Source organism: Saccharothrix sp. ALI-22-I, assembly GCF_001984175.1.
In the GTDB taxonomy this organism is placed as follows: Bacteria; Actinomycetota; Actinomycetes; order Mycobacteriales; family Pseudonocardiaceae; genus Actinosynnema.
On the sequence record NZ_MTQP01000067.1, the window covers coordinates 447,102 to 472,344 of the forward strand.

At 69.4% G+C, this 25,243-nt stretch carries 22 protein-coding genes; 15 read left to right on the top strand and 7 right to left on the bottom strand.

Features of this window, described 5'->3' with window-relative positions:
* Positions 1-35: 35 nt before the first annotated feature.
* Together ALI22I_RS34565 and ALI22I_RS34570 are read left to right on the top strand one after the other, a co-directional pair.
* Complete coding sequence (locus ALI22I_RS34565; protein ID WP_077009737.1) at positions 36-413, top strand: Gfo/Idh/MocA family oxidoreductase; 378 nt, start codon at positions 36-38, stop codon at positions 411-413.
* Complete coding sequence (locus ALI22I_RS34570) at positions 410-871, top strand: heme-degrading domain-containing protein (protein WP_077009738.1); 462 nt, start codon at positions 410-412, stop codon at positions 869-871. Before ALI22I_RS34565 ends, ALI22I_RS34570 begins: the two co-directional genes overlap by 4 nt.
* 222 nt (positions 872-1,093) lie before the next feature.
* Here the strand turns inward: ALI22I_RS34570 and ALI22I_RS34575 are convergent, their stop codons facing one another.
* Positions 1,094-2,200 (bottom strand): serine hydrolase domain-containing protein, encoded by a 1,107-nt coding sequence (locus ALI22I_RS34575; protein WP_077009739.1) that lies wholly within the window; start codon positions 2,198-2,200, stop codon positions 1,094-1,096.
* 254 nt (positions 2,201-2,454) lie between these two features.
* On the opposite strand from ALI22I_RS34575, the gene ALI22I_RS34580 reads away from it, so the two are divergent.
* Positions 2,455-4,077 carry a glycosyl hydrolase family 18 protein gene (locus ALI22I_RS34580; protein ID WP_077009740.1) on the top strand — a complete coding sequence of 541 codons (1,623 nt, stop codon included), beginning with the start codon at positions 2,455-2,457 and terminating at the stop codon, positions 4,075-4,077.
* 214 nt (positions 4,078-4,291) lie between these two features.
* Here ALI22I_RS34580 and ALI22I_RS34585 read toward each other — a convergent pair whose 3' ends face one another.
* Positions 4,292-6,064 carry a M14 family zinc carboxypeptidase gene (locus ALI22I_RS34585; RefSeq protein WP_077009741.1) on the bottom strand — a complete coding sequence of 591 codons (1,773 nt, stop codon included), beginning with the start codon at positions 6,062-6,064 and terminating at the stop codon, positions 4,292-4,294.
* 152 nt (positions 6,065-6,216) lie between these two features.
* Between ALI22I_RS34585 and ALI22I_RS34590 the strand changes: the two genes are divergently transcribed.
* Together ALI22I_RS34590 and ALI22I_RS34595 are read left to right on the top strand one after the other, a co-directional pair.
* Positions 6,217-6,459: a DUF2630 family protein gene (locus ALI22I_RS34590; protein ID WP_077009742.1), complete on the top strand. Its 243-nt coding sequence runs from the start codon at positions 6,217-6,219 to the stop codon at positions 6,457-6,459.
* 265 nt (positions 6,460-6,724) lie between these two features.
* Positions 6,725-7,537, top strand: a complete 813-nt coding sequence (locus tag ALI22I_RS34595; protein ID WP_238598726.1) for a MerR family transcriptional regulator — start codon at positions 6,725-6,727, stop codon at positions 7,535-7,537.
* On the opposite strand, the gene ALI22I_RS34600 is transcribed toward ALI22I_RS34595, so the two are convergent.
* Together ALI22I_RS34600 and ALI22I_RS34605 are read right to left on the bottom strand one after the other, a co-directional pair.
* Entirely contained in the window at positions 7,534-7,722 is a 189-nt protein-coding gene (locus ALI22I_RS34600) for a DUF397 domain-containing protein (RefSeq protein ID WP_077009744.1), read from the bottom strand. The genes ALI22I_RS34595 and ALI22I_RS34600 overlap by 4 nt on opposite strands.
* A gap of 19 nt (positions 7,723-7,741) precedes the next feature.
* Complete coding sequence (locus ALI22I_RS34605; protein ID WP_238598727.1) at positions 7,742-8,599, bottom strand: helix-turn-helix domain-containing protein; 858 nt, start codon at positions 8,597-8,599, stop codon at positions 7,742-7,744.
* 131 nt (positions 8,600-8,730) lie between these two features.
* Between ALI22I_RS34605 and ALI22I_RS34610 the strand changes: the two genes are divergently transcribed.
* Positions 8,731-8,946, top strand: a complete 216-nt coding sequence (locus ALI22I_RS34610; protein ID WP_077009746.1) for a hypothetical protein — start codon at positions 8,731-8,733, stop codon at positions 8,944-8,946.
* 4 nt (positions 8,947-8,950) lie between these two features.
* Here ALI22I_RS34610 and recD2 read toward each other — a convergent pair whose 3' ends face one another.
* Positions 8,951-11,116, bottom strand: a complete 2,166-nt coding sequence (recD2, locus tag ALI22I_RS34615) for an SF1B family DNA helicase RecD2 (protein WP_077009747.1) — start codon at positions 11,114-11,116, stop codon at positions 8,951-8,953.
* A 22-nt stretch (positions 11,117-11,138) separates the two neighbouring features.
* Between recD2 and ALI22I_RS51440 the strand changes: the two genes are divergently transcribed.
* The 7 genes from ALI22I_RS51440 (at position 11,139) to ALI22I_RS34645 (ending at position 18,303) form a co-directional block, all read left to right on the top strand.
* A complete protein-coding gene (locus ALI22I_RS51440) occupies positions 11,139-11,282 on the top strand; it encodes a hypothetical protein (RefSeq protein WP_179118458.1) in 144 nt (47 codons plus the stop codon).
* 120 nt (positions 11,283-11,402) lie between these two features.
* The gene (locus ALI22I_RS34620; RefSeq protein ID WP_077009748.1) at positions 11,403-12,077 is read left to right on the top strand and encodes a response regulator transcription factor; all 675 of its coding nucleotides are present in this window, start codon (positions 11,403-11,405) and stop codon (positions 12,075-12,077) included.
* The gene (locus ALI22I_RS34625) at positions 12,074-13,141 is read left to right on the top strand and encodes a HAMP domain-containing sensor histidine kinase (RefSeq protein ID WP_077009749.1); all 1,068 of its coding nucleotides are present in this window, start codon (positions 12,074-12,076) and stop codon (positions 13,139-13,141) included. Before ALI22I_RS34620 ends, ALI22I_RS34625 begins: the two co-directional genes overlap by 4 nt.
* Positions 13,142-13,441: 300 nt before the next feature.
* Positions 13,442-14,773, top strand: a complete 1,332-nt coding sequence (locus ALI22I_RS34630; RefSeq protein ID WP_083752227.1) for a DUF4153 domain-containing protein — start codon at positions 13,442-13,444, stop codon at positions 14,771-14,773.
* Between the two features lie 388 nt (positions 14,774-15,161).
* Entirely contained in the window at positions 15,162-16,289 is a 1,128-nt protein-coding gene (locus tag ALI22I_RS34635) for a mechanosensitive ion channel family protein (protein WP_077009750.1), read from the top strand.
* A gap of 73 nt (positions 16,290-16,362) precedes the next feature.
* Positions 16,363-16,821 (top strand): hypothetical protein, encoded by a 459-nt coding sequence (locus ALI22I_RS34640; RefSeq protein WP_143532593.1) that lies wholly within the window; start codon positions 16,363-16,365, stop codon positions 16,819-16,821.
* Positions 16,822-16,932: 111 nt separating this feature from the next.
* The gene (locus ALI22I_RS34645) at positions 16,933-18,303 is read left to right on the top strand and encodes an AAA family ATPase (protein WP_077010149.1); all 1,371 of its coding nucleotides are present in this window, start codon (positions 16,933-16,935) and stop codon (positions 18,301-18,303) included.
* A 90-nt stretch (positions 18,304-18,393) separates the two neighbouring features.
* On the opposite strand, the gene ALI22I_RS34650 is transcribed toward ALI22I_RS34645, so the two are convergent.
* A complete protein-coding gene (locus ALI22I_RS34650) occupies positions 18,394-21,678 on the bottom strand; it encodes a S8 family serine peptidase (RefSeq protein WP_077009752.1) in 3,285 nt (1,094 codons plus the stop codon).
* 216 nt (positions 21,679-21,894) lie between these two features.
* Between ALI22I_RS34650 and ALI22I_RS34655 the strand changes: the two genes are divergently transcribed.
* Positions 21,895-22,725: a hypothetical protein gene (locus tag ALI22I_RS34655; protein WP_179118459.1), complete on the top strand. Its 831-nt coding sequence runs from the start codon at positions 21,895-21,897 to the stop codon at positions 22,723-22,725.
* Between the two features lie 289 nt (positions 22,726-23,014).
* On the opposite strand, the gene ALI22I_RS34660 is transcribed toward ALI22I_RS34655, so the two are convergent.
* On the bottom strand, positions 23,015-23,488 hold the full coding sequence (locus tag ALI22I_RS34660; protein ID WP_083752278.1) for a cupin domain-containing protein: 474 nt from the start codon (positions 23,486-23,488) through the stop codon (positions 23,015-23,017).
* 71 nt (positions 23,489-23,559) lie between these two features.
* On the opposite strand from ALI22I_RS34660, the gene ALI22I_RS34665 reads away from it, so the two are divergent.
* Positions 23,560-25,215, top strand: a complete 1,656-nt coding sequence (locus tag ALI22I_RS34665) for an FAD-binding dehydrogenase (RefSeq protein WP_077009755.1) — start codon at positions 23,560-23,562, stop codon at positions 25,213-25,215.
* Positions 25,216-25,243 lie beyond the last annotated feature (28 nt).

The window sequence follows — 25,243 nt, forward strand, 5'->3', positions numbered from 1 at the left end:
GCTTTTTACTACACGGCGTTGCTTTAATCTCCCTCATGTCTCTCCGCACCGGACTGCTCGGCTACGGCATCGCCGGCCGCGTGTTCCACGCACCGCTGATAGCCGCCACTCGCGGCTTGGAGCTGAGCGCCGTCGTCACCGCCGATCCGGTGCGACGTGAGCAGGCTGGGGCTGCCTACCCCGGTGTCGAGCTGCCTTACACGATCGAGGACCTGTTCACGCTGGACCTGGACCTGGTCGTGGTCGCCACCCCGAACCGGACGCACGTGCCGTTGGCGCTGGCGGCGATCGAGGCCGGTTTGCCGGTCGTGGTGGACAAGCCGTTCGCGCCGACGGAGTCGGCGGTGCGCACGCTGGAAGTCATCGAGGCGGCGTTCACCTCCGCCCGGACCGGACAGGTGGTGTCGCTGTGAGCTTGCTGGAGACGTTGGTCGAACAGGAGTCCCGGCTGGTGTTCACGTCGTTCGACAACGAGGTGGCGCTGGCACTGGGCGCGTTCCTGCTGTCCGCCGCCCGGGACCAGGCGTTGCCGGTGACGATCTCGGTGCGACGCGGGCAGCAACGCCTGTTCCACGCCGCGCTGCCGGGGACTTCCGCGGACAACGACGAGTGGATCGACCGCAAGAGCCGCGTGGTCGACCGGTACGCGCAGAGCTCGTACCGGGTCGGCGAGAGCTTCCGTGCGAGCGGCAAGACGTTCGAGGAGCACTCCCGCCTTGACCCCGACCGCTATGCCGCGCACGGCGGCGTGTTCCCCGTGAACGTGGTCGGCGTCGGCATGGTGGGCACCGTCGGGGTGTCCGGCCTCCCCCAAGCCGAGGACCACGCGTTCGTGGTGCAGCAGTTGGAGACGTTCCTGGCCTCGACCTGACCCGGGCGCACCCGGCTGTCCACTCAGCCGCGCCCCTCTCCCGACGCCGTTCTGCCCCCGGACGTGCCGTCGGACCGGCGTGCGGGGCTTCCCACTCCCCCCAGGGGAAGCCCCGCACCGCCTTCTACGCCCAGTGCTACCGAATTCGCATTACCGACTCGTCGTGATACTCAACCCGCCCTTGGGTATCACCAGCCAGCGCTCCGACCCTGACCGCACGCGTCAGCAGAACACCTCCTCCAGCAATGCGCCGACCCCGCCGAGTTCGCCCGGGTCGGGTGCGGTGGTGATCGAGGCGGTCAGTCGGGTCTTGGTGTCCTCGGTGCTCGACATCATGCTGATGTAGCCCGGAATCCCGCCGTCGTGTCCCCACACGGTGACGCCGCACGACAGGTCGGCGCGGGAGATCCCGAGGCCGTAGCCGTCCGAGTACGGGAGCACGGCCGTCAGCTCCGCCTGCTGTGCGGGCCGCAGCAGGCGACCGTCCAGCAGGGCGTCGACGAACCGGTCCAGGTCCGCCGTCGTGGAGATCAGCTCACCGGCCGCGTACGCGACCGACGGGTTCAGCTCCGTCACGTCCACGACCTGCCCGCCCACCCGGTAGTAGCCGTGCGCGTGCGGGCCGGGGATGCCGGTCCGCGTGCCGGGCACGGAGGTCGAGGTGAGCCCCAACGGGCGCAGGATGCGCTGCGTGAGCGCCACCGCGTACGGCCGTCCGGTGACCTTCTCGATCAGCATCCCGGCCACGACGTAGTTGGTGTTGGAGTAGCGCCAATCCGTGCCGGGCGGGAAGTCCAGCGGCTTCGCCGTGGACAGGGCGACCAGCTCCGCCGGCGTCCACGTCTTGTGCCGGATCGTCTCGAAGCCCTCAGGCCCCAGCGGCAGCGCGTCGGTGTAGTTGTACAGGCCGCTGGTGTGCTGGAGCAGGTTGCGCACGGTGATCTTGTCGCCGTCCGGCAGCAGCCCCGGCAGGTACCGCTGCACGGACGCGTCCAGCTCCACCTTCCCCTCGCCGACCAACTGGAGCACGACGGTCGACACGAACGTCTTGGTGATGCTGCCGACCCGGAACCGGCCGTCGGTCGGCACCGGCCGCGGCGAGTCGACCAGCGCCGTGCCGCTGCGGGCGGTGAACTGCCGCCGCCCGTCGGTGATCCGGACCTGCACCCCCTGCGCACCGGTGCGCGCCATCTCGTCCAACGCCCGCTGGACGACCTCGCGATCGATCCGGCTCGCCTGGTCGGTGGTCGGCTCGGCCACCGCCGTCCCACTGAGCCCTAGCGCCGCCAACCCCACGACGGCCGCCAGGGCGATCCCCCTCTTGCCCATCAACGTTTCCTCCCTCTCGACGTTGAGGACTCCGAGTCTGACCGTTCGGCGGCGCTCCTACGTCGGACCCTGGTCTAAGAGGTGATCAGACTTTAGGCTCGTCCACCCTTAGTGGTCGTCCAGCCGCTGAACCGGTTCCGAGGGCTCTGGCGCTAGTCCTTTCGAGTGACGAGAATGGTCTAGACCTTGACCGTGAAGTGGTCTGAACCACATCGTGATCTCACCCTGCACTCCTTCCCTGCACGAGGAGCACGATGTCCAAGATCCGATGGCATGTCACAGCGTTGTTCGTGGCGGTCGCCACGTTGGTGGTGGGGCTGGTCGTCGCGCCCGCGGCGAGCGGCGCGGGCGGCGTTTCGGCCACCTTCGGCAAGAGCTCGGACTGGGGCACCGGCTACGAGGGCAAGTACACGATCAGCAACGGCAGCACGTCCGCCCTGACCTCGTGGACGGTGGAGTTCGACCTGCCCGCCGGCCACAAGATCAGCTCCCTGTGGGACGGCTCCTACACCGCCAGCGGCCAGCACGTGACGGTCAAGAACACGTGGAACGGCTCCGTCGGTGTCGGCGGTTCGGCGAACTTCGGCTTCAACGTCACCTACACCGGCACCTACAGCGGACCGGCCAACTGCAAGCTGAACGGCGCCTCCTGCGACGCCGGCGGCACCAGCCCGACGTCCACAACCACGACCACTACGACGACTCGACCGACGACGACCACGACCGGCCCGACCACGACCACCAGCAACCCGCCGGTCGGCTCGCGGAAGAACCTCGGCTACTTCACCCAGTGGGGTGTCTACGGCCGCCAGTACTTCGTGAAGAACATCCACACCAGCGGTTCGGCCGCGAAGCTGACGCACATCAACTACGCGTTCGGCAACGTGCAGAACGGCCAGTGCACCATCGGTGACGCCTACGCCGACTACGACATGGCCTACACCGCCGCGAACTCCGTCGACGGCGTCGCGGACACGTGGGACACCGGCGCCCTGCGCGGTTCGTTCAACCAACTGCGCAAGCTGAAGAAGATGTACCCGCACATCAAGGTGCTGTGGTCGTTCGGCGGTTGGACCTGGTCCGGCGGCTTCGGCCAGGCGTCGCAGAACGCGGCCGCGTTCGCCGAGTCCTGCTACCGGCTGGTGGAGGACCCGCGCTGGGCGGACGTGTTCGACGGCATCGACATCGACTGGGAGTACCCGAACGCCTGCGGTCTGACCTGCGACACGACCGGCTTCAGCTCGTTCAAGACGCTCTCCCAGGCGCTGCGCACCCGGTTCGGCGCCAACTACCTGGTGACGGCGGCCATCACGGCGGACGGCTCCAACGGCGGCAAGATCGACGCGGCCGACTACGGCGGCGCGGCGCAGTACCTCAACTGGTACAACGTCATGACCTACGACTACTTCGGCGCGTTCAACGCCCAGGGCCCGACGGCTCCGCACTCCCCGCTGACCTCGTACGCCGGCATCCCGCAGGCGGGCTTCAACTCCGACGCGGCGATCCAGAAGTTGAAGAGCAAGGGTGTTCCCGCGGCCAAGCTGCTGCTCGGCATCGGCTTCTACGGCCGTGGCTGGACGGGCGTGACCCAGTCGGCTCCGGGCGGCACGGCCACCGGCGCGGCGCCCGGCACGTACGAGGCGGGCATCGAGGACTACAAGGTCCTCAAGACCAAGTGCCCGGCCACCGGCACCGTCGCGGGCACGGCCTACGCCCACTGCGGCAACCAGTGGTGGAGCTACGACACCCCGGCCACCGTCGGCGGCAAGATGACCTACACCAAGAACCAGGGCCTCGGCGGCGCCTTCTTCTGGGCCCTCGACGGCGACACCACCAACGGCGAACTCATCACCGCCATGGGCAACGGCCTCAAGTAACCCCACGCACCACCCCGAAGGGCCCTGCGGACACCTGCCCGCAGGGCCCTTCCCCGTCCACCCGAACGTTCAACTCACCTGTTCCGAACGTTGGACATGCCCGTTCCCAACGTTGGACACGCGCGTTCTGAACGTTGGACACGCGCGTGTGTCCTACGTTCAGGCGCGGTGTGTCCTACGTTCAGGTATGCCGAGTTCGACGTTCAGGACGGGATTAGACGGTCAGGCTCCAGGAGTTGATGCGGCCGGTGTCCGCGGAGGCGACGTCTTGGACGCGGAGCGTCCAGGCGCCGTTGCGGGCCTCCGAGGAGACGTTCGCGGTGTACGTGGTGTCGATGTTGTCGGCTGAGTCGTTGCCCGACGCCTTCAACCGGTACGCCGTGCCGTCCGGCGCGACGAGGTCGATCACCAGGTCACCCCGGTAGGTGTGCACGATGTGCACCTCGACCTGCGACGACGACGAAGCGTTGCCCGCACACCCGGCGATGGTGATGGTGCTGGTCACCGCGGCGCCGTTGTCCGGGATCGCCACGTCGGTGTCGTTGGTGGCCTTCGCGCACCCGACCGGCGGGTTGCCACCGCCGCCGCCGTACGGGTTGGTCGCCTTCTTCGCCGCGTACATCAGCATCGGCTTGACCTTCGGCCAGAACGTCGACGTCTGGCACGAGAACGCCGGGAAGAACCCGGAGCAGGTACCGGACGAAGGCCCGACCTCCCACACGAACGACGCCACGCCCAGGTCGTCGTACACCCAGTCGTCCGTCGCGCCGGCCGCGTTGTACAGCACCTCGCCCGGCTGCCCGTACTGCCAGCCACCGGCCAGCGACGCCAGGTCCGCCGCCATCCCGCGCAGCGACGCGTCGTTGCCCGCCTTGGAGGCCGTGGTCCAGCCCCACGGGAACAGGATCAGGTTCGAGTAGCTGTGCATGGACACCACGACACCGGTCGTGTCGGCGGGCGCGGCGTCGGTCGTGCCGGTGCCGCGGCGGTCGCGGTAGAGGTTGCGCCACAACGACTGCAGCGACCGCGTCTCGACCTCGGAGTTCGCCGACGGGCCCTTGTAGGTCTGGGCGCACGGGTCGGTCGACGTGCCCGCGCCGCCCCAGTGCGAGTCGGTGTTGCGGTTGAGGTCGACGCCGACCTGCGACGACGACGTGCCGGAGCAGTTCGAGCCGTTGGTGGTGTTGGCGTTCTTGCGCTGGTAGCGCGGCGAGTTGCCGCCCTGCTGCACGATGTTCACGCCGTCCGGGTTGGCGATCGGCACGACCCACACCTCGGTGGTGTCCAGCAGCGCGGTGACCTCCGCGTCGACGCCGTAACCGGTGGTCAGGTGGTCGATCCAGCGCCACGCCATGTCACCGGTGGTGAGCTCGCGGGCGTGCAGCTGACCCATCACGAAGAACCGGGGCTTCGGCGCGGTCGGGCTCAGCGCGCAGTCGCCGGCGTTCTTCTTGGTGATGCAGATGGCGCGCAGGTCGTACCCACCCGAACCCTGGGTCTTGCGCCACGAGTCGCCGTAGTCGACCAGCGTGGTCAGGGCCGGGTACTGCTGCCCGACCAGGTCGAGGTGCGACCAGTGGGCGTTGATGGTGCGGTAGCCGCCGTAGTACGTCTCGTTGATGTCGGCCGCCTCGAACGTGGGCGACTGCGACTTCTTGGCGGGCGGCTGCCACTCCGGTGCGGGCAGCACCTCGTCGATGACGGCGGTGAACCCGGCCTGCTTGAGGCCTTGGCCGGTGGTGGCGTCGCCGAGCACGAACAGGTAGTCACCGTCCCGGTCCTCCAGCACGTCGAAGCCGCGCCCGAGCAGGTTCTGGGCGGCGGCGCCGAGCGGCGCGTGGACCTTGTAGACGTAGGTCGGCCCGGCTTGCACCGCGGCGACCTCGGGGGCGGGACCGGCGGTGCCGGGGGTGCCCCCGGTGACCACGGCGGCCGCCGCGACACCGGCTATCGCCAGTGCCAGCAGGGAGCGTCTCCTCGACTTCACAGTTGTTCCTCCTAGGCAGGGTGAATCGGAGGATGGGCCACGGAAGCCGCCCGCAACACCCGCCAACCGGCCATACCTCACCCGTTACGGCCTCGGGTTTTGACGGATACTCGTGAGGTACCCCGGATCTTGGTCCGGATGGAGGAGGAGTCGTGACGGACGAAGAACTAGTCGCGCGCATAACGCAACTGGTGGAGGAAGAGCACCGGCTGGAGGGCTCGCGCATCGGCGAGGGCCTCAGCGACGGTGACGCCCGGCGGCTGCGGGACCTCGAAGTGGCCCTGGACCAGACGTGGGACCTGCTGCGCCAACGCCGGGCACGCCGGGCGGCGGGCATGGACCCGGACGGCGCCGAGGCCCGTGACCCCCGCACCGTGGAGGGTTACCGCCAGTAGCCGCACCACCGCCGCGGCCGACTGGGAGACCGGGCAGGCGGGAAAGCCGTTGGAAAGCCACTGCCGCCTCGGCGCTCACCAGGCCGGTCAGCAGGCTTGGCCCATTATCGCTCATGAGCCCCCACAACGCCTGTGACCTGAGGATTCTGCCCACACCGGGGTCGGCTTCGCAGGCGTTCGACGCGGTGACCCCGTTTGGCGGGACGCGCCGCTTGACCCGTCCCTTGGGGCAGCCCGCAAGGTCGTCGGCATGGAGGATGCGGGGGTGGCACGGCTACTGGGCATCGGCGAGTTCGCCCGCCGGTCGCGGCTGTCGGTGAAGGCGTTGCGGCTGTACGAGCGACAGGGGTTGCTACGGCCGGCCGAGATCGACTCGGGCAACGGCTACCGGCGTTACCGGGAGGAGCAGTTGGCCGGGGCACGCCTGGTCGCGCTGTTGCGCAGGCTCGACATGCCGCTGGCCGTGGTGGCGAGGATCGTCGCCGCGCCCGAGGACGACCGGGCTCGGCTGGTGGCCGACTACTGGGCCGAGGTCGAGCACCGGATGGCCGTGCAACGCGGTCTGGCCGCCCACCTCCGCGTCGTGTTGTCCGGAGGAAAGGGATTGTTGGACATGTACGAGGTCAAGCAGCGTGAAGTGCCCGAACAGGTGGTTCTGACCGAGCAGCGGCACCTGCTCCAGCCGGCGCTGGAGGAGTGGATCGGCGACTCGATGGGCAGGCTGCTCCGGGCGGCCGAGGGCTACGGCGGCACGTCGGCCGCGCCGTTCTACGTCTACCACGGTGAGGTGAACGACGAGAGCGACGGACCGGTGGAGGCCTGTTTCCCGGTGGGCACGGACGGGCCGCCGAGCGGTGTGGCGGCGCGGATCGAACCGGCGCACCGGGAGGCGTACGTGCGGCTGACGAAGGCTCAGGTGGTGTTCCCGCAGATCCTGTCGGCCTACGACGCCGTCGCGGTGTGGATCAAGGAGAACGGGTTCACGATCCACGATTCACCGCGCGAGATCTACTTCACGGACTTCGACAGCGCGGGCCCTGAAGACGAGGTCTGCGACGTCGCGTTCCCGATGCGCTAGCGGGCCGCGACCGCCCGCAGGAACGCCGCGAACGACCGCGCGGGGACGGCAACATGCCCACCCGCGCGGAACTTCGTGTCCCGCACGGCCGCAAACCCCGGCACCACGGCCACTTCGACGCACGTCCCGGTGCCGTCAGTGCGGCTGGAGGTCTTGAAGGTGGCGGCGGAGAAGTCCGGAGTCATGCGGGGATCACCTCTCGGATCAGGCGTAGTGATCAGCCACGCTTTGGATGAACTTCCTCGATTGTTCCAGGTTCAGAGCGTCGGCCGTAAGGCTGCTCCACAGGTCTGTGTAGTCGGCGACCTCGTTAGCGCCGTCGAGGTAGTCGGCGTCGTGCAGATTCTCGACGTAGACCATCTCCAGCGGCGGCGCGCTCGTCGGAGCCGGAATCCGCAGGATGGTGAAGCTGAACGGGACACCGCCGCTGACCGGTGCGTCGAAGGGGAGGACCTGGATGCGGACGTTCCGTCGTCGCGCGAGCTTGTCCAGGTGGATCATCTGCTCGTGCATGACCGCGTTGCGGCCGAACGACCTGCGCAGGCAGCTCTCGCTCAGCACGAAGCCGGCTGTCGCGGGCACCTGGCGGAACAAGATCTCCTGCCGCTCCAACCGGGTGGCCACCACGTCCTCGACCACCTCCGGTGAGTCGATCTTGAAGTGGTTGCCCAGTGCGGTCCGCATGTAGTCCTCGGTCTGCAACAGGCCGGGGATCATCTCCATGCCGTAGTGCTGGATGACGTTCGAGTCCTGCTCGAAGTCGAGGTAAGCGCGTTGCTGGAGCGGCACGATCGCCCGGTGGTTGGCCCAGCGCCCGCGTTGCGAGCGGGTTCGCGCCAGTTCCATGATCTCCAGCTTCTGCTCCTCGGTGTGCACGTCGTAGCGGTCGAGGAGCATCTTGGCGTCGCCGGGGGTCAGGCCCTCTCGACCCTTCTCCATCTTCGTGACACGTGTGGTGTCGCGGCCGAGGAGTTTGGCGACCTCTTTCGGCTCAACGCCCGCACGCTCACGCGCCTCGCGCATGTAGATCGACAGGAACTTGAGCCGAACAGTCGGCGTCATGGGCATCGGGATCATCCGATCGTGTCAATTGCTGTGCAGCAGTTGCGTGGAGACCTGACTCAGTCCAGGCTAGCAATCAGGCCGGTCGGAACGGGCCTCAGCAGACTTCGAACCACTCGAAAGGGGACACCATGGAGAGCAAGCGGGAGTGGCTGGTGCGGTGCACGGACAACCACGACCAGCCGTCCGTGTGCTCGATCGCGGTCAGTGCCGGCATGGTGGAGATCTGGGACACCAACGGTCACGTGATCAAGCTCGGCGGCACGGAGATCGCCGACTTCCGCACCGCGTTCGCCGAAGCGGCCGACCGGGCGGCGTTGGACGAAGGCATGCTCCAGAGCAGCTGAAGTCTCAGAGCAGCTGAGCCAGCCGGTGGTCCAGCGCCGTGTGCCGACGTCCCGCGCCCACGGTGCGGACCGCCTGTCCGATCGCCTTGCGCGATCCGACCAGCACCACCAGCTTCTTCGCCCGCGTCACCGCCGTGTACAACAAGTTCCGCTGGAGCATCATCCACGAGCTCGTCGTGAGCGGGATGACCACGCACGGGTACTCGCTGCCCTGCGAACGGTGGATCGTCATGGCATACGCGTGCGTCAGCTCGTCCAGCTCGCCGAACTCGTAGTCGACGTCCTCGTCCTCATCCGTCCGCACGGTCAGCTTCTGCTCCACCAGGTCGATGTCCGTCACCACACCGAGCGTGCCGTTGAAGACGTTCTTGTCGTAGTTGTTGCGCATCTGGGTGACCTTGTCGCCCACCCGGAACACCCGCCCGCCGAACCGACGTTCCGGCATGTCCTGTTTGGACGGTGTCAGCGCCTCCTGCAACAACGCGTTCAGCCCGCCCGCGCCCGCCGCTCCCCGGTGCATGGGGGCGAGTACCTGCACGTCGGTGCGCGGCTTCAGGCCGAACTTGCGGGGGATGCGGTTGGCGACGACGTCGACCACCAACGTCGCCGCCTCCTCGGCCTCCTCCACCGGGAACAGGAAGAAGTCCGGCATCCCTTGCACGATCGGGTAATCGCCGTTGTTGATCCGGTGCGCGTTGGTCACCACGCCGGACTGCTGCGCCTGCCGGAAGATGTGCGTGAGCCGGACGTTCGGGATGGGACTCCGCTCGGACAGCACGTCCCGCAGCACCTCACCGGCGCCGACGGACGGCAACTGGTCGACGTCACCGACCAACAGCAGGTGCGCACCGGGCGCGACGGCCTTGACCAGCTTGTTCGCCAGCAGCAGGTCGAGCATCGACGCCTCGTCCACCACGACCAGGTCCGCGTCGAGCGGCCGGTCGCGGTCGTAGGCGGCGTCACCGCCCGGCTTCAGCTCCAGCAGCCGGTGCACCGTGCGGGCCTCGTGCCCGGTCAGCTCGGTCAGCCGCTTGGCCGCCCGGCCGGTGGGCGCGGCCAGCACGACCTTCGCCCCCTTGGCCACGGCCAGCTTCACGATCGACCGCACGGTGAAGCTCTTGCCGCACCCCGGCCCACCCGTCAGCACGGCGACCTTGCTGGTCAGCGCGAGTTGGACGGCGTCACGCTGCTTGTCCTCCAGTGACGCGCCCAGCCACGCGAACGCGCGTTCCCAATCGACCTTCTGGAACGCGGGCATCCGCTCGTCACCGGTCTTGAGCAGCCGCAACAGCTGGTTGGCCAGCGAGATCTCGGCCCGGTGGAACGCGACCAGGTAGATGCCGGGCTCGCCGTCCGGCATGATCTCGCGGACCACGCCCTCCTCCGCGACCAGCTCGGCCAGGCACTCGATGACCAGGCCCGCGTCGACCTGGAGGATCTTGATCGCGTCACCGATGAGTTCGTTCTCGGGCAGGTAGCAGTTGCCGTCGCCGGTGGCCTCGGACAGCGTGAACTGGAGCCCGGCCTTCACCCGTTGCGGGCTGTCGTGCGGGATGCCGACGGCCTTCGCGATCACGTCGGCGGTGCGGAACCCGATGCCCCAGACGTCGTTGGCCAGGCGGTAGGGCTCCTGGCGGACGACGTCGATCGCCTTGTCGTCGTACTGCTTGTAGATGCGCACGGCCAACGACGTCGACACGCCGACGCCTTGGAGGAAGACCATGACCTCCTTGATGGCCTTCTGCTCCTCCCACGCGGCGGAGATCAGCTTGGTGCGCTTCGGGCCGAGCTTGGGCACCTCGATCAGGCGCTGCGGCTCGTTCTCGATCACGTCCAGCGCGTCGACACCGAAATGGGTGACGATCCGGTCGGCCAGCACCGGCCCGATGCCCTTGATCAGGCCCGATCCGAGGTAACGCCGGATGCCCTGGATGGTGGCGGGCAGCACGGTCGTGTAGTCGTCCACGTGGAACTGCTTGCCGTACTGCGGGTGCGACCCCCACCGCCCGCGCATCCGGATCGACTCGCCGGGCTGCGCGCCGAGCAACGACCCGACCACCGTCACCAGTTCCCCGCCGCGCCCGGTGTCGACGCGGGCCACCGTGTAGCCGGTCTCCTCATTGGCGAACGTGATCCGCTCCAGCACCGCTTCCAGGACCGCATCAGCCACCGGGTCACCCTAAGCCGTCTCTGTGACGTCCCGCCCGCGGCCCAGCAAAGCAGGTGACGACTGGGAGCGCTCCCAGATTCGGCCGTTCGGCCGCGACGAGGAGCGGCCCACGGTGGACGCCCGGGACCGCGCCGCGGTCGAAGCGCGCCTCACCCCCGGCTTCTGACGGCGGCCGACAACGCGACCTCGCCGGACGGGGACCGGTGAACCGCGCGGTTCGGGGTCTCCACAGGACGTTCACAAGTCACGGCGGCCACCTCCACAGCTCGCACATAGAGTCGGTCGCATGACACGCCGGGTTCTGGTGGTCGAGGACGACCTGACCATCGCCGAGTCCGTGGCCGCACGGTTGCGCGCCGAGGGGTTCGAGGTGGAGTTGGCGCACGACGGGCCGTCCGCCGTCAGGCGTGCCCGCGACATCCGGCCGGACCTCGTGGTGCTGGACGTGATGCTGCCGGGGTTCGACGGGCTGGAGGTGTGCCGGCGGATTCAGGCCGACCGGCCGGTGCCGGTGCTCATGCTGACCGCACGCGGTGACGAGACGGATCTGCTGGTGGGGCTCGCGGTCGGGGCGGACGACTACCTGACCAAGCCGTTCTCGATCCGCGAGTTGGCCGCTCGGGTGCACGCGTTGTTGCGCCGGGTGGAGCGGGCGGCGTCGGCCGCGTCGGCTCGGATCACCGTGGCGGATCTGGAGATCGATCTGGAGGAACGACGGGTCATGCGTGGTGGGTCTGAGGCGCACCTGACGCCGACCGAGTTCGAACTGTTGGTGCACCTGGCCGAACGTCCGCGTGCCGTGCAGTCGCGGGAGCGGTTGTTGAGCGAGGTGTGGGGGTGGTCCGACGGGACGGGGACGCGGACGGTGGACAGCCACATCAAGGCGTTGCGGCGGAAGCTGGGGACGGACCTGATCCGGACCGTGCACGGCATCGGCTACGCCTTGGAGGTGCCCAGGTGAGCCTGCGGACGGCGTTCGAGACCACGGTCGAACTGCTGCCGCGCCCGTTGGACCCGGTGCGGTCGATCAAGTTGAAGCTCGGGATCTTGCTGGTGTCGGCGATGGCGTCCGGGTTCGCGTACTTCTGGTACCGGATCGGGTGGCTGGCGCCGGGCACGACGTTCGGGACGATCGCGATCGTGCTGGTGACGTCGCAGATCCTCGCGCACGGGATGACCAGGCCGTTGCGGGAGATGACGGCGGCGGTGCGGGCGATGCGGGCCGGTGACTACAGCCGGCGGGTGCGGGCGACGGCCCGGGACGAGGTCGGCGAGTTGGCCGAGGCGTTCAACCAGATGGCGGACGACCTGGGTGCGGCGGACCAGCAGCGGCGCGAGTTGATCGCGAACGTGTCGCACGAACTGCGGACGCCGATCACCGCTTTGCAGAACGTGCTGGAGAACGTGGTGGACGGGGTCGCGCAGCCCGATGCGGCGACCATGCGGACGGCGTTGGCGCAGACCGAGCGGCTGGGCCGGCTGGTGACCGAATTGCTGGACCTGTCGCGGATAGACGCGGGGGCGCACCGGTTGGACAAGGCGGATTTCGCTTTGGCGCCGTTGTTGGAGGAGGTCGTGGCGGAAGCCTCGGTGGCCGCTCGAGGGGTGCGGTTCACCATCGACGTCTCGCCGCCCGACGCGACGGTTCATGCCGATGAGGCCCGGCTGGCCCAGGTGGTCGCGAACCTGTTGGACAACGCCGCCCGACACGGCCCGGCCGGTGGCGAGGTGCGGATTTCGGCTTCGGTGAACGCGAATCTGGTGCTGGAGGTCGCGGACGACGGCCCGGGAATCGCGCCACAGGACCGGGTACGGGTTTTCGAACGCTTCACCCGAGGTGAACGAGCCGCCGGCGGCGGCACCGGCCTGGGCCTCAACATCGCCCGCTGGGTCGTCGACCTGCACGGCGGCACCATCGCCGTCGTCGACGGCCCAGGCTGCCGAATCCGGGCCACCATCCCCGCCACCACCGCCGGCCCGACCCCCACCAGCTCAGCCACCACCAGCCGCCGCGCCGCAACCTGACCCACGCGAAGGCACAGCGCAGCAGAGGTCCCCGCCCAAGGGGAACCCCGAATTCAATTCAACCACCGACCACCGACAATTCCGCCCCACCACCACACCACCCACGCGTGTCCAACATCCAGAACACGCGTGTCCAACGCTCAGAACACGCGTGTCCAACATCCAGAACACGCGTGTCCAACGCTCAGAACACCCGAGTTCAACGCTCAGAACACGCGCACTCAGCCACACCAATCCCACACAGCCACGAACCGCCGCACACTCGGCGGGCGATGGCGCACGCCCTGGAGGCAAGACCCGATGACCCCCAACCGCGTACTGCTCACCGGCACCGCAGCCGGAATCGGGGCGGCCGTTCTCCTCCCTCTCGACAAACCCGGCCTGGGCTGGTCCCTCACCGCCGTCGTCGTCTTCGCGCTCCTGCGCAAAGTCAGACCGGCGTGGGCGGTCCTCTCCGTCGCGCTGTTCGCCGTCGGCGCGTTCGTCGCGGCCGAATGGCTCTTCGTGCTCAGCGCGATCGCCGGCTGCGCCGCCGCGTCACTCGCGGTCGTCGGAGGGCGGACGGCGACCGGCCTCGCGTTGGGCGCGGGAGCAGTGCCGGTGTCCGCGGTAAGGGCCCTGCCGTGGCTGGCACGCGGTGTCAAGGAACGCGGCGCCCCACCGATGACGCGCCCCGTCCTCGCCACCGCCGGCCTGCTGGTGGTCTTCGTCCCACTGCTGGCCGGCGCCGACGCCGCGTTCGCCGACCTGCTCGGCTCGGTCGTCCCCGACGAATCGTCGGGCCAGCCGATCATCCTGTTCCTGGCAGTCGGCCTGTGCACGGTCGGCGCGTGCTACCTCCGGGTCTCACCGGTGAATCTGGAGAGCGCCGCCGTTCTCGACCGCACGGTCGCACGACGTGACTGGATGCTCCCCGTAGGCGCGTTGGTACTCCTCTTCGCCACCTTCGTGGCGGTCCAGATCAACACCCTCTTCGCGGGCGACGAGCACGTCATCACCACCGCCGACCTCACCTACGCCGACCACGCCCGCAACGGCTTCTGGCAACTGCTCGCCGTCACCGTGCTCACCCTGGGCGTCATCGCCATCGTCGCCCGCCGTGCCCACCTCGACTCAGCCACCGACCGCAAGTGGCTGCGCGGCCTCCTGGGCGCACTCAGCGGGCTCACGCTGGTGATCGTCGCCTCCGCCCTCACCCGCATGTGGCTCTACCAGCAGGCGTACGGCTTCACCGTGCTCCGCGTCCTCGTTTCCGCCTGCGAACTGTGGCTGGGCGTGATCTACCTGCTGGTCCTCGCCGCGGGCGTGCGGCTGGAAGCCGGGTGGCTGGCCCGCGCCGTCGTGGGCACGGGGTTCGCCACCCTGGTCGGACTGGCCGCGCTCAACCCCGACCGGTTCATCGCCGAACGCAACATCGACCGCTGGCACGAGACCCAGAAGATCGACATCTGGTACCTCGGCCGGCTCTCCGACGACGCCCTACCGGCCCTCGCCTCACTCCCGCCCGACCTGCGCGACTGCGCCCTGGCGTTCCGCCGCGTCGAGCCTGACGACTGGCGCGAGTGGAACCTCGGCCGCCAAGAGGCCCGCGCCACCCTCGCCGGTCTCAACCTCGGCGCGTGTAGGCGGTGACGCAGTAGGCGCGGCGCGGGTGTCGCAGCAGGTCAGCGCGCCAGCCAACCACGTTCTGAGCGTTCAACTCGCCTGTTCCGAACGTTGGACACGCGCGTTCTGGGCGTTGGACACGCGCGTGAGTCGTACGTTCGGGTCGCGAGAGTCGAACGCTCAGGACGGAGAGGTGGGTGTGGAGGCTGGGCTCGCGTGTTCTGAGTGTTGAACTCACGGGGCCTGAGCGTTCGACTCTCGGGGCCTCGGAGTTCGGCTCACGGGGATGGGGTGGGCGGGTGGGGTGAGGGGTGGGGAATGTCGCAATTGGCGGGGAAGAGGGGGAAGGTGGGCTGAACTGCTCCATTCGTGGGTACGGGGACTGGAACGTCCCCGCACGAGGAGGTGCCCGTCCGTGCTTGCAGCCGTCCTCACGTTCGCCGGCTCGCTGCTGGTCGCACTGATCGCCGTCACGCTCGTCCACCGGGTGGTCAGCCGCATCGGCCGGCGGTCGGCGTTGTTCGCCGGGCTCGCCCGGTACGCGCACCGGCCTGCGCTGGCCGTGGCGGTGTTGGTGGCCGTGCAGTTCTCGTTGGGTGTGGTGGCGCGGGGCGACTGGCGGCCGGTCGCGCTGCACGTCACGGGTATAGCGCTGATCCTGGCCGGCGCGTGGCTGCTCGCCTCACTGCTGGTGGTGATCGAGGACGCGACGCTGGCTCGCATCAAGATCGACGTGTCGGACAACCGGCACGCCCGCCGCGTGCACACGCAGATCACGCTGGTCCGACGGGTCACCGTGGTCGTGGTGAGCATCCTGGCGGCAGCCGCGGTGCTGATGACGTTCCCCGGCGCCCGTGCCGCCGGGGCGAGCATCCTGGCGTCGGCCGGTGTCATCGGCGCCATCGCCGCGCTGGCGGCGCAGTCGTTGCTGGGCAACGTGTTCGCCGGCGTGCAGATCGCGTTCAGCGACGCCCTCAGGCTGGACGACGTGGTGGTCGTGGAGAACGAGTGGGGCCGGATCGAGGACATCACCCTCACCTACGTGGTCGTGCACCTGTGGGACGACCGGCGCCTGATCCTGCCCACCTCCTACTTCCTCGGCAAGCCGTTCCAGAACTGGACCCGGACCCAGTCGGCGCTCCTCGGCACGGTGGAGCTGGACCTCGACTGGACGGTGCCGGTCGAGGACATGCGCCACGAGCTGCGGAACGCGCTGGAGAGCAGCGACCTGTGGGACGGCCGGGTGTGCGTGCTCCAGGTGACGGACGCGGTCGGGTCGTTCGTGCGGATTCGGGCACTGGTGAGCGCGTCGGACGCCGGGCGGCTGTGGGACCTGCGGTGCGTGGCGCGCGAGCACCTGGTCGGCTGGCTGCGGTCGCACCACGCGGGCGCGCTGCCGCAGATCCGGGTGCGTGACCTGCCCCGAGCCAACGGTCAGGCGTCGGTGCAGCCGGCGAACGGGTCGTCCGACAACCGCGTGTTCGGTGAGAGCGCGGACGGCCAGGAACGCGTGCAGGCGTTCAGCGGCCCCGACCACAACTGAGACACCACAGCTGAGGCAACCGAAAGCGCCTCCTGGTCCGTCCTGGGGAGGAGGATCGTGGCCGGGAGGGCGCATGCGAAGACTGGTGGTGGCGGCGGTGCTCGGGGCGGTGGCGCTGGGAACGGCGGGCTGCGGGCAAGCCGCGCAGCAGAGCGGCGCACAGCAGACCGGCGCACAGCAGACCGGCGCGGAGGTGACCGCGTCCCCGCACGTGCTCACGGGTCCGGCTTCGGCGACCTCGGAGGTCCAGGTGTCCCCCAAGCTCAGCCCGCACGGCAAGGACGTCCTGGCACAGGCCGAACGCGCCGGCGCGACGTCGGTCGTGCTGACCATCGCCACCGAGCCCGGCGCGACCGAACGAACGGTCGCGGACCTGCAACGACTGGGCGCGACCGTAGAGGCGTCCGACGCCACGATCGGCTACGTCCGGGTGTCCGTGCCGATCGCGTTGGCCGAACGCGCGGCCTCCGCCGAAGGCGTCCGCCAGGCCGACGTGGACGAACCCCTGTCCTACGGCGACCCCACTCCTTAGCAACAGCCCAGCATCTCCGGTTTCACCGTGCGACCGGACGGGTATTGCCCGTCCAGCACGGTGCAAGCGCCTCCGCTCCACCGGCGGTTCCAGGGGTGAGGGGTGTTGGCGATGCACTGGTCTCTGCAACTGGCGGTCTCGGTCACGAGCGGTTTGCTCGTCACGGCGGTGGTGGCGGGCGTGCGCGCGTTACGGGCGCGCAGACGGATGCCCGACGCGTCGTCCCAGAAGGTCAACCGCCGCAACTACTTGTCCGCGATCCTCCACGCGTCCCAGGACAAGGGGGTGCGGCGGTTGCACGCGTTGGTGCCCAACCTGACCCCGGCGGCCGGCAACGAGCAGCTGACCCGCATCCAGCAGGCGTGGGAGGCGATCAACCGCCGCGGCGAGATCCGGATCGTCACCAGGGAGAGCCACGAGGGCATCGTGGCCGCCGCCGAACTGGCCGCGCGCGGTATCGAGGTCCGGGTCGACCGGTCCCACAACACCAACGGCCTGTCGTTCCACATCTTCAGCGGCGAGCGCGACAGCGTGGTGATCAACCACCGGGACGGCAGCCGCGACCGGCCGTCCCGGCTCAACGGCCCCGAGCCGGCGCAGGTCTTCCAAGGCGGCTTCGACCAGGCGTGGACGCAGGCCGTGCCGCTGGAGTCGGTGCTGGCCGAAGAGGTCCTCCGGCCCGGTGACAGCGTGGCGCGGGCGTGCGCCAGAACCCATGGCGTGCGGGCGAAGTACCGGCTGGACGACGACGTGACCGCGTCGCTGGTGCGGCACGTCGCGTTCCGGCACTCCGCGTCGGTCGTGTTCATCACCGGGCAGCCGGGGGTCGGGAAGTCGACGGTGCGCCGGCACCTGGCGGCGAAGCTGCGCGCGCTGCGGTTCCAGGTCGACGAGTTCACCGACTACCCGTTCGCCTTCCACGACCACGTGCACCGGCAGATCGCCCTCGAAGGGACGCGCGGCGAGGGGTTCACCGCGCACGCGGGCGGCGCGTTCCACGTGCGGGACGAGCGGGACCTGGAGCCGGCGCTGCGGTCGTTGTCCAACAAGGTGTGGGAGAACCGCGGCCACAGCCGCATCACGCTGGTGGAGTTCGCCCGGTCCGACCTGGCCGCCGCGTTCCAGGTGTTCGGCGACGAGGTGCTGGCCGCGGCGCAGGTGATCCACGTGTCCGCGTCCGCCGCGACCCGGTCGGCACGCCTGGAGCGCCGTGCGCAGCCGCCGAAGCTGGCGATCGTGGGGCAGGACATAGTGATCAGCCCGTCCGACGACCACCAGCTGCCGAGCACGGCGGCGAACTCGCTCTACGCCTCCGACGACGGCGACCGCCAACTCGACCGCATCGGGTCGCTGAAGGCCCGGGTGCACCGGATCGACAACGAGTACGACGACATCAACCTGGAACGGGCCGACGAGAAGCTGGACGCGTTCATCAAGGCCGTCGTGCGGCCCTACAAGTCCTCGCTCACCGTTGCGGCGTAAGGACAGCAGAGGAGATAAAGGCTCAGGGCCACCCCCGCGTCGAGCGCGTGAGTGGCCCTGAGGTCTGTGTGGCGTCGTGGCGTTGTTGCGTCAGGCCACGTTCTGGATGATCACCGAGCTGCGGCCGACGATCGCGCCTTCCGCGGTCTGCACGGTCAGCTCACCGCGCAGCACCCGACCGGCACCGGCTGCACCGGCTGCGGTCACCGTGCCGGGGACCGTCCACGTCGCACCGGCGACGCGTTCGGCGTCGGCGTCGGTCACCGCGACCGTGCCGAGGCCCGGAGCGGTGAACACGTCGACGTAGTCGTACTCCGTGGTGCCCGAGGGCACCTCGTAGCCGTCCACCCGGACCTGCCACGCGCCGGCGACCGGGTTGTTGATGGTCACCGACTCCTCCGAGTCGCCGTCCGCCTGCTGACCGGCCAGCACGCAGGTGCCGGAGGTGCAGTTGTAGACGAACAGGTCGAGGTCGGCGGAGACGTCACTGGTCTTGCCGATCGTCGCGCGCAGCGACGTCGAGCCCGGCGCCACGACCAGGTCGTACGCCTGGACCGTCGCGTCGGCGATGGTCGGGCGCGCGATCCGGGCGCTGGCAAGCGAGCCGCCCACGAGCCGGCCGTTGAACGCCGCCAGCGAGTTGGTCACCGCGTACTCGCGGCTGATCGGCGTGCCGATCGTGGCCGACGGGATGGTGTCCGGGTTCGGGCTGACCGTCGTGCCCAGCACGGACGCGGTCACCGAGAACGGGGCCGCGTCGGCGTCCGAGGTGCGCCGCGCCTCGACCACGATCTCCCACACGCCCGGCAGCGGGTTGCTGACCGTGCGGCTGGTCGGCGTGCCGTTGGTGCAACCGGCGCCCGCGTCGGGGTTGTAGCAGTTGGTCGAGGACGTGACGTCGAACGGCACGCCGTACGGGTCGTAGCGCAGGAACCGGACCTGGCCCTTACCGGCCTCGGCGCCGCCGGCCACCATGTCGATCTTCAGCGCGCTGGCGCCCACGGGCACCTTCACGAAGAAGCTCTTCGACTGGTTGCGCGGGATCGTGCCGGTCTTGGTCACCGCGAACTTGCCCGCCGTGGTGAACTCGTCGGCCGCGAACACGGTGTTGAGCGTGAACACGTCCAGGCCGGTGGTGGCCGGGTTGTCCAGCTTCAACACGGCCGAGTGCGCGCCCGCCGTGGTCGGCTTGACCTTGACGTCGAACTTCACCGGCGTGTTCAGCGGCAGGCTGACCAGGGACTTGGACTTGAACGTGCCGTCGTTGCCCTGCCAGTTCACCATGAACTGCTGGTTGGTGTTCGGGCCCGTGGTGCGGGTCAGGGTGTACGTGCGCACGTACTCCTTGCCCACGACGACGCCCTCGCGGTCGTGGATGCCGACACCGGTGTTCGGGGTGGCCAGCAGGCCGGACAGCGCGGTGTTCACGGTCACCGAGGTGCTGACCGCCTGCGTCTCCGGGTGCTCGTCCAGGTGCTCCCACGCGTGCTTGGTGTCGAACAGACCCGCGCCCTGCTCGTAGGCCTGGAGCGTGGAGACCCACTTGGTGCTGGACTGGATCGCGTTGCGCAGCGCCGCGACCGGCGGGCGCTCGCCGTTGTGCTCGGCCTTGTACGCGCTGACGAGCAGTGCGGCGGCGCCGGTGGCCTGCGGTGCGGCCATCGAGGTGCCGTTGAACATCCCGTAGCCCGCGGGCAGGGCGAAGGTGCCCGCCAGCGGACCGGGCTGCTGCCACTGCGGCGTGGTGGAGACCGCCGAGCCGGGCGCGACGATGTTCGGCTTGAACCCGCCGTCCTCACGCGGACCGCGAGAGGAGAAACCGTGCAGGCCCTCGCGCTGCGCGGTCACCGAACCGTAGTTGGCCAGCCAGGTGTCCTTGGTGATGTACGAGCCGACGCTCACCGCGTCCGTGGAGACCGACGGGTCGCCGACGGTGTTCGCGCCCGCGCCGCTGTTGCCCGCGGAGATGAACACCTGCACGTTGTACTCGGCGATGGTGCGGTTGTAGAGCTCCGCACGCGCGTTGTTGCCGTCGTTGAGCGCCGGCAGGCCGCCGATGGAGATGTTGATGACGTCGGCGCCGTTGCGCGCCGCGTACAGCAGGCCGTCGATCAGACCGCTGTTGGTGCACGACGGGGTCGAGAGGCAGACCTTGACCGCCATCAGCTTCGCGCCGGGAGCGGCGCCGGCCATCTTGCCGCCGAACATCTTGTTCGCCGCGGTGATGCCCGCGACGTGCGAGCCGTGCGCGGCGGCCGAGATGCCGAGGTTGACCCACGCGGTGCCGGCGGCGTCGTAGATCGACTTGTCGGTCTGCACCACGAACGCCACGGTGTCCAGCACCGGGGTGGCCGGGTTGTCGACGCCGAAGTGGCCGACGTCCTTCTTGTACTTGTAGTCGATCATCGCGGTCTGGTCGGTGAAGTCGCCGTCACCGTCCACGTCCACGCGGACTTCCTTGGTGGTGATGTCCTGCAGCACGCCGAAGGCGTCCGTGCGGTCACCGTCGCGGTTGATGTCACCGCCGGTCTCGCTGTTGCCCAGGCCGAAGTCGCCCGCGGTCTCGCGGAACAGGCCGAAGCTGAACGGGCCGCCGGTGGCGGGCGCGGTGTAGGTCGCGCCGCCGGCGGTGAACGCGCCGTTGTAGCGGCCGGAGACCTGGAGCCAGGTGCCGTCACCGGAGTTGGTGGCGTTGGCGTTGTACCAGTCGACGATCTTGCGCTCACCGGTCGAGGTGGTCGCCAGCGCCGGGTGGTCCAGGTCGATGCCGGTGTCCATGATGGCGATCGTCGTGCCGCGGCCGTCCCACTGGGGGTGCTCGTCGGTGAACTGCGCCGCCTTGGTGTCCTGCGTCGGCATGTACGGGTTCTTCTTGGGCGTCTTCGCGCCCGGTGCCGGCTGCGGCAGCGGGCTGCCCATGCCGTCGGGGCGCGGGTCGTCCAGGGCGACCAGGCCGTCCACGTCCACCGCGTTCACGGACGCGAGCTTGGCGGCCTGCTCGGCCTTGTCCCGCGGTACCGAGACCTTGAGGTAGTCGACGTCACGCTCGGTGGACTCGACCACGCCGCCGAGCGCCTTGAGGTCGTTGGCGGCGGTGTCCAGCTTGCCCTCTTCGGCGGCGACCAGGAGAGTGACGTTCGCCTGACCGGTCTTCTCGGCCTCGGCGATCTGCTCCAGGTCCTGCTTGTCGAGCTGCTTGTCGGCGGGCGCGGGCGCGGTCGGCGCCTCCTGCGCGACGGCCGACCCGGCGGCGAAGCCGAACCCAGTGGTGCCCAGCACGGCGGCCAGTAAGGCCGCACTGGTGCGGTGTCTCCACCGGCTTCCTGAGTTGATCACGGCACAACCCTTCGTGGCGGAAAGATTGCGCAAGCACATCCCCCCGACCACCGGGTGACAATCAGACGAACAGCCCAACCCGTGAGTCCACATGGGACTGAACGGTGTATTGCGCGAACGCGCGGAAAGTGCCGCACCATAACGGAACGGGCGCGACTACTCCAGTCAAGAGCCGACCGGCCGGAATGTCAAACACTGTCAACGGTGAAGCGCCCGGAAGCGTGGGAAATCCGTAACAAATCGCACATCAACGCGATGGCGAGCACACTGGTCGGCATCGTGGACACCGCACCGATCGACCGGATCGCCGACGAGCTGTACGCCCTGCCGCCGGCGGAGTTCGTCGCGGCCAGGGACGCCCACGCCCGGCTGGCCGCCGAGCACGGCGACAAGGCGTTGGCCAAGCAGATCTCGGCGCTGCGCAAGCCGACCATGTCGGCGTGGGCGCTCAACCGGCTGGCCCGCGACGACGCGTCCGACCTGGCCGAGGCGATGACACTGGGCGACGAACTGCGCACCGCGCAGGAGGAGTTGCGCGGTGGGGCGCTGCGGCAGTTGGGGGCACGTCGGCGGGCCGTGCTGAACGCCCTCGTGCGGCGGGTCGAGGTGCTGGCCAGTCACGGGGGCCAACCGCTCGGACCGGACGCCGTGCAGCAGGTGCGCACCACGTTGAACGCGGCGCTGGCGGACGCGGTGCTGGCCGCGCGCATCCGGGCCGGGCGGCTGGTGAAGCCGGTCGAGCAGTCCGGGTTCGGTCCGTTGAGCGAGACCGCCGTGCCGGTGCCCGACGACTTGGCCCCGCGCCGTGAGCAGCGGCGGGAGCGGCAGCTGGCGCGGGCGCGGGACGACATCAGCGCCGCGCAGGCCGACGTGAAGAAGGCGGACAAGGCCGTCACCGAGGCCGAGCAGGCGTTGGCCGAACGCGAGGAGCACAGCGCCGCGCTGCGCGCCGAGCTGCGTCGGGCCCAGCAGGCCGAGCAGGAGGCGGCGGTCCAGCTGTCGAAGGCCAAGCGCCGTGCCGACACCGCGCGGGACAAACTCGCGGGCGCCGAGGCCCGGATGACCGAGCTGCGCGGTGACGCCTGACCGCCGGTCGGGTTGCGTGGTGACACTCCGTAGTGATACCCGACACCTCAGAGCCATCCGGGGAACACCTATCAGAACCCGTCCGTTCACCTAATAGTCGGCACGTGGACGCCGCACCGGACGTCGGTCCCGCAGGGCACCTCCCCCCAGGCCCCGCGCGGCACCTCTCCCCGAGACGTTGCAGGTGCGCCCACGCACGCCCGACCGCCGTCGGCCGAACGGTTCCCCCCACCGAACGGCCGACGGCCACTAACCTGGCCGACTTGGCTGATCTGGCTATAGCGGCAGCTCAGACCATGTACTGGTCGTGCCGGGCGTACAGCTCGGTCCACTCCTGCGGGCTGAGCTGCCGCCCGGATTCGCCGATCTCCGCCAGTTCCCGGAAGTACTCCTCGCGCGGCGGCGCGGGTGCGAACAGGATCAACATCGACGCGGGCTCGTCGGCGTCGTTGCGGAAAGCGTGCACACCGCCCTCCGGCACGTACAGGAAATCGCCCGCGACCGCGTTCACCCACGTCTCGCCGTTGAACAACCGGACCGTCCCCGAGATCACGTAGAACGACTCCGAGAACGTCTTGTGGAAGTGCGCGGCCGGGCCACCCGCGTGCGGCTCCATCCGCCACTCGAACAATCCGAACTGCTTGCGCGTGACGTCGCCGGTGCCGACCAACCTGGCCTGGGTCAGCGGCCGGTCGATGGTCGGCACCTCCGCCACCGGCCGCCACACCGCGCTGACCTCGCCGACGTCGCCCGTGTACGACACCGTGACCAACCTCCTAAGGTGAAATTTATTCAAGTCTCGTCCGGACGTGCAGTTCGATCTAGACTCGCCCGATGGCACATGACGCGGATGTCATCGTCGTCGGCGCCGGCCTGGCGGGTCTCGTCGCCACTGCCGAGCTGGTCGACGCCGGACGCAAGGTCATCCTGGTGGACCAGGAACCCGAGGCCGCACTCGGCGGCCAGGCGTTCTGGTCGTTCGGCGGGTTGTTCCTGGTCGACAGCCCGGAGCAGCGGCGGCTGAAGGTGAAGGACTCGGCGGACCTCGCCTTGCAGGACTGGCTGGGCTCGGCCGCGTTCGACCGGGACTGCGACCACTGGCCGCGTCAGTGGGCCGAGGCGTACGTGAACTTCGCGGCGGGCGAGAAGCGGTCCTGGCTGCACGCGATGGGCGTGCGCTGGTTCCCGCTCGTGCAGTGGGCCGAGCGCGGCGGGTACCTGGCCAACGGTCACGGCAACTCCGTGCCGCGCTTCCACGTCACCTGGGGCACCGGGCCCGGCATCGTGGCGCCGTTCGAGCGGCGGGTGCGCGAGGGCGTGGCGCGCGGGCTCGTGCAGCTGAAGTTCCGGCACCGCGTCACCGAGCTGACCACGACCGGTGGTGCGGTGGACGGCGTGCGCGGTTCCGTGCTGGAGCCCAGCACGGTCGGCCGGGGCGAACCCAGCTCGCGCACCGTCGCCGGTGACTTCGAACTGCGCGCGCAGGCGGTCATCGTCACCTCCGGCGGTATCGGCGCCAACCACGAGATGGTGCGCCGCAACTGGCCGTCGCGCCTGGGGACGCCGCCCGAGCACATGCTGTCCGGCGTGCCCGACCACGTCGACGGCAAGATGCTGAAGGTCGTCCAGGACTCGGGCGGCGAGATCATCAACGAAGACCGCATGTGGCACTACCCGGAGGGCATCGCCAACTACGCCCCGATCTGGGGCAGGCACGGCATCCGCATCCTGCCCGGACCGTCGTCGCTGTGGCTGGACGCCACCGGGCAGCGGCTGCCGATCCCGCTGTTCCCCGGCTTCGACGCGCTGGGCTCGTTGGAGCACATCGTGAAGACCGGGCACGGCTACTCGTGGTTCGTGCTCAACCAGCGCATCATCGGCAAGGAGTTCGCGCTGTCCGGGTCGGAGCAGAACCCCGACCTGACCGGCAAGGACGTCAAGGCGGTGCTGAAGCGCGCGCTGCCCGGTGCCGTCGCGCCGGTGGAGGAGTTCGCGAAGCGGTCCGAGGAGTTCATCTTCGGCCGCACGGCGGCGGAGCTGGCGGCCGGCATGAACAAGCTGACCGGCACGTCGATGATCGACGCCGACGCCCTGCACCGCACCATCGTGGAACGCGACCGCCAGGTGATCTCCGGCCTCGGCAAGGACATGCAGATCAACGCCATGCGCGAGGCCCGCAAGTTCATCACCGACAAGCTGATCCGCGTGGTCGAGCCGCACCCCCTGCTGGACCCGAAGGCCGGCCCCCTGATCGCCGTCCGCCTCTCCATCCTGACCCGCAAAACCCTGGGCGGCCTGCACACCGACCTCTCCGCCCGAGTCCTGAAGCACGACGGCACCCCCCTGGACGGCGTCTACGCCGCAGGCGAGGCCTCCGGCTTCGGCGGCGGCGGCGTCCACGGCTACCGAGCCCTGGAGGGCACCTTCCTGGGCGGCTGCATCTTCTCCGGCCGAGTAGCCGGCCGAGCCGCCGCCAACGCCACCCGCTAACCCCACCCCACGCCTGTCCTGAACGTTC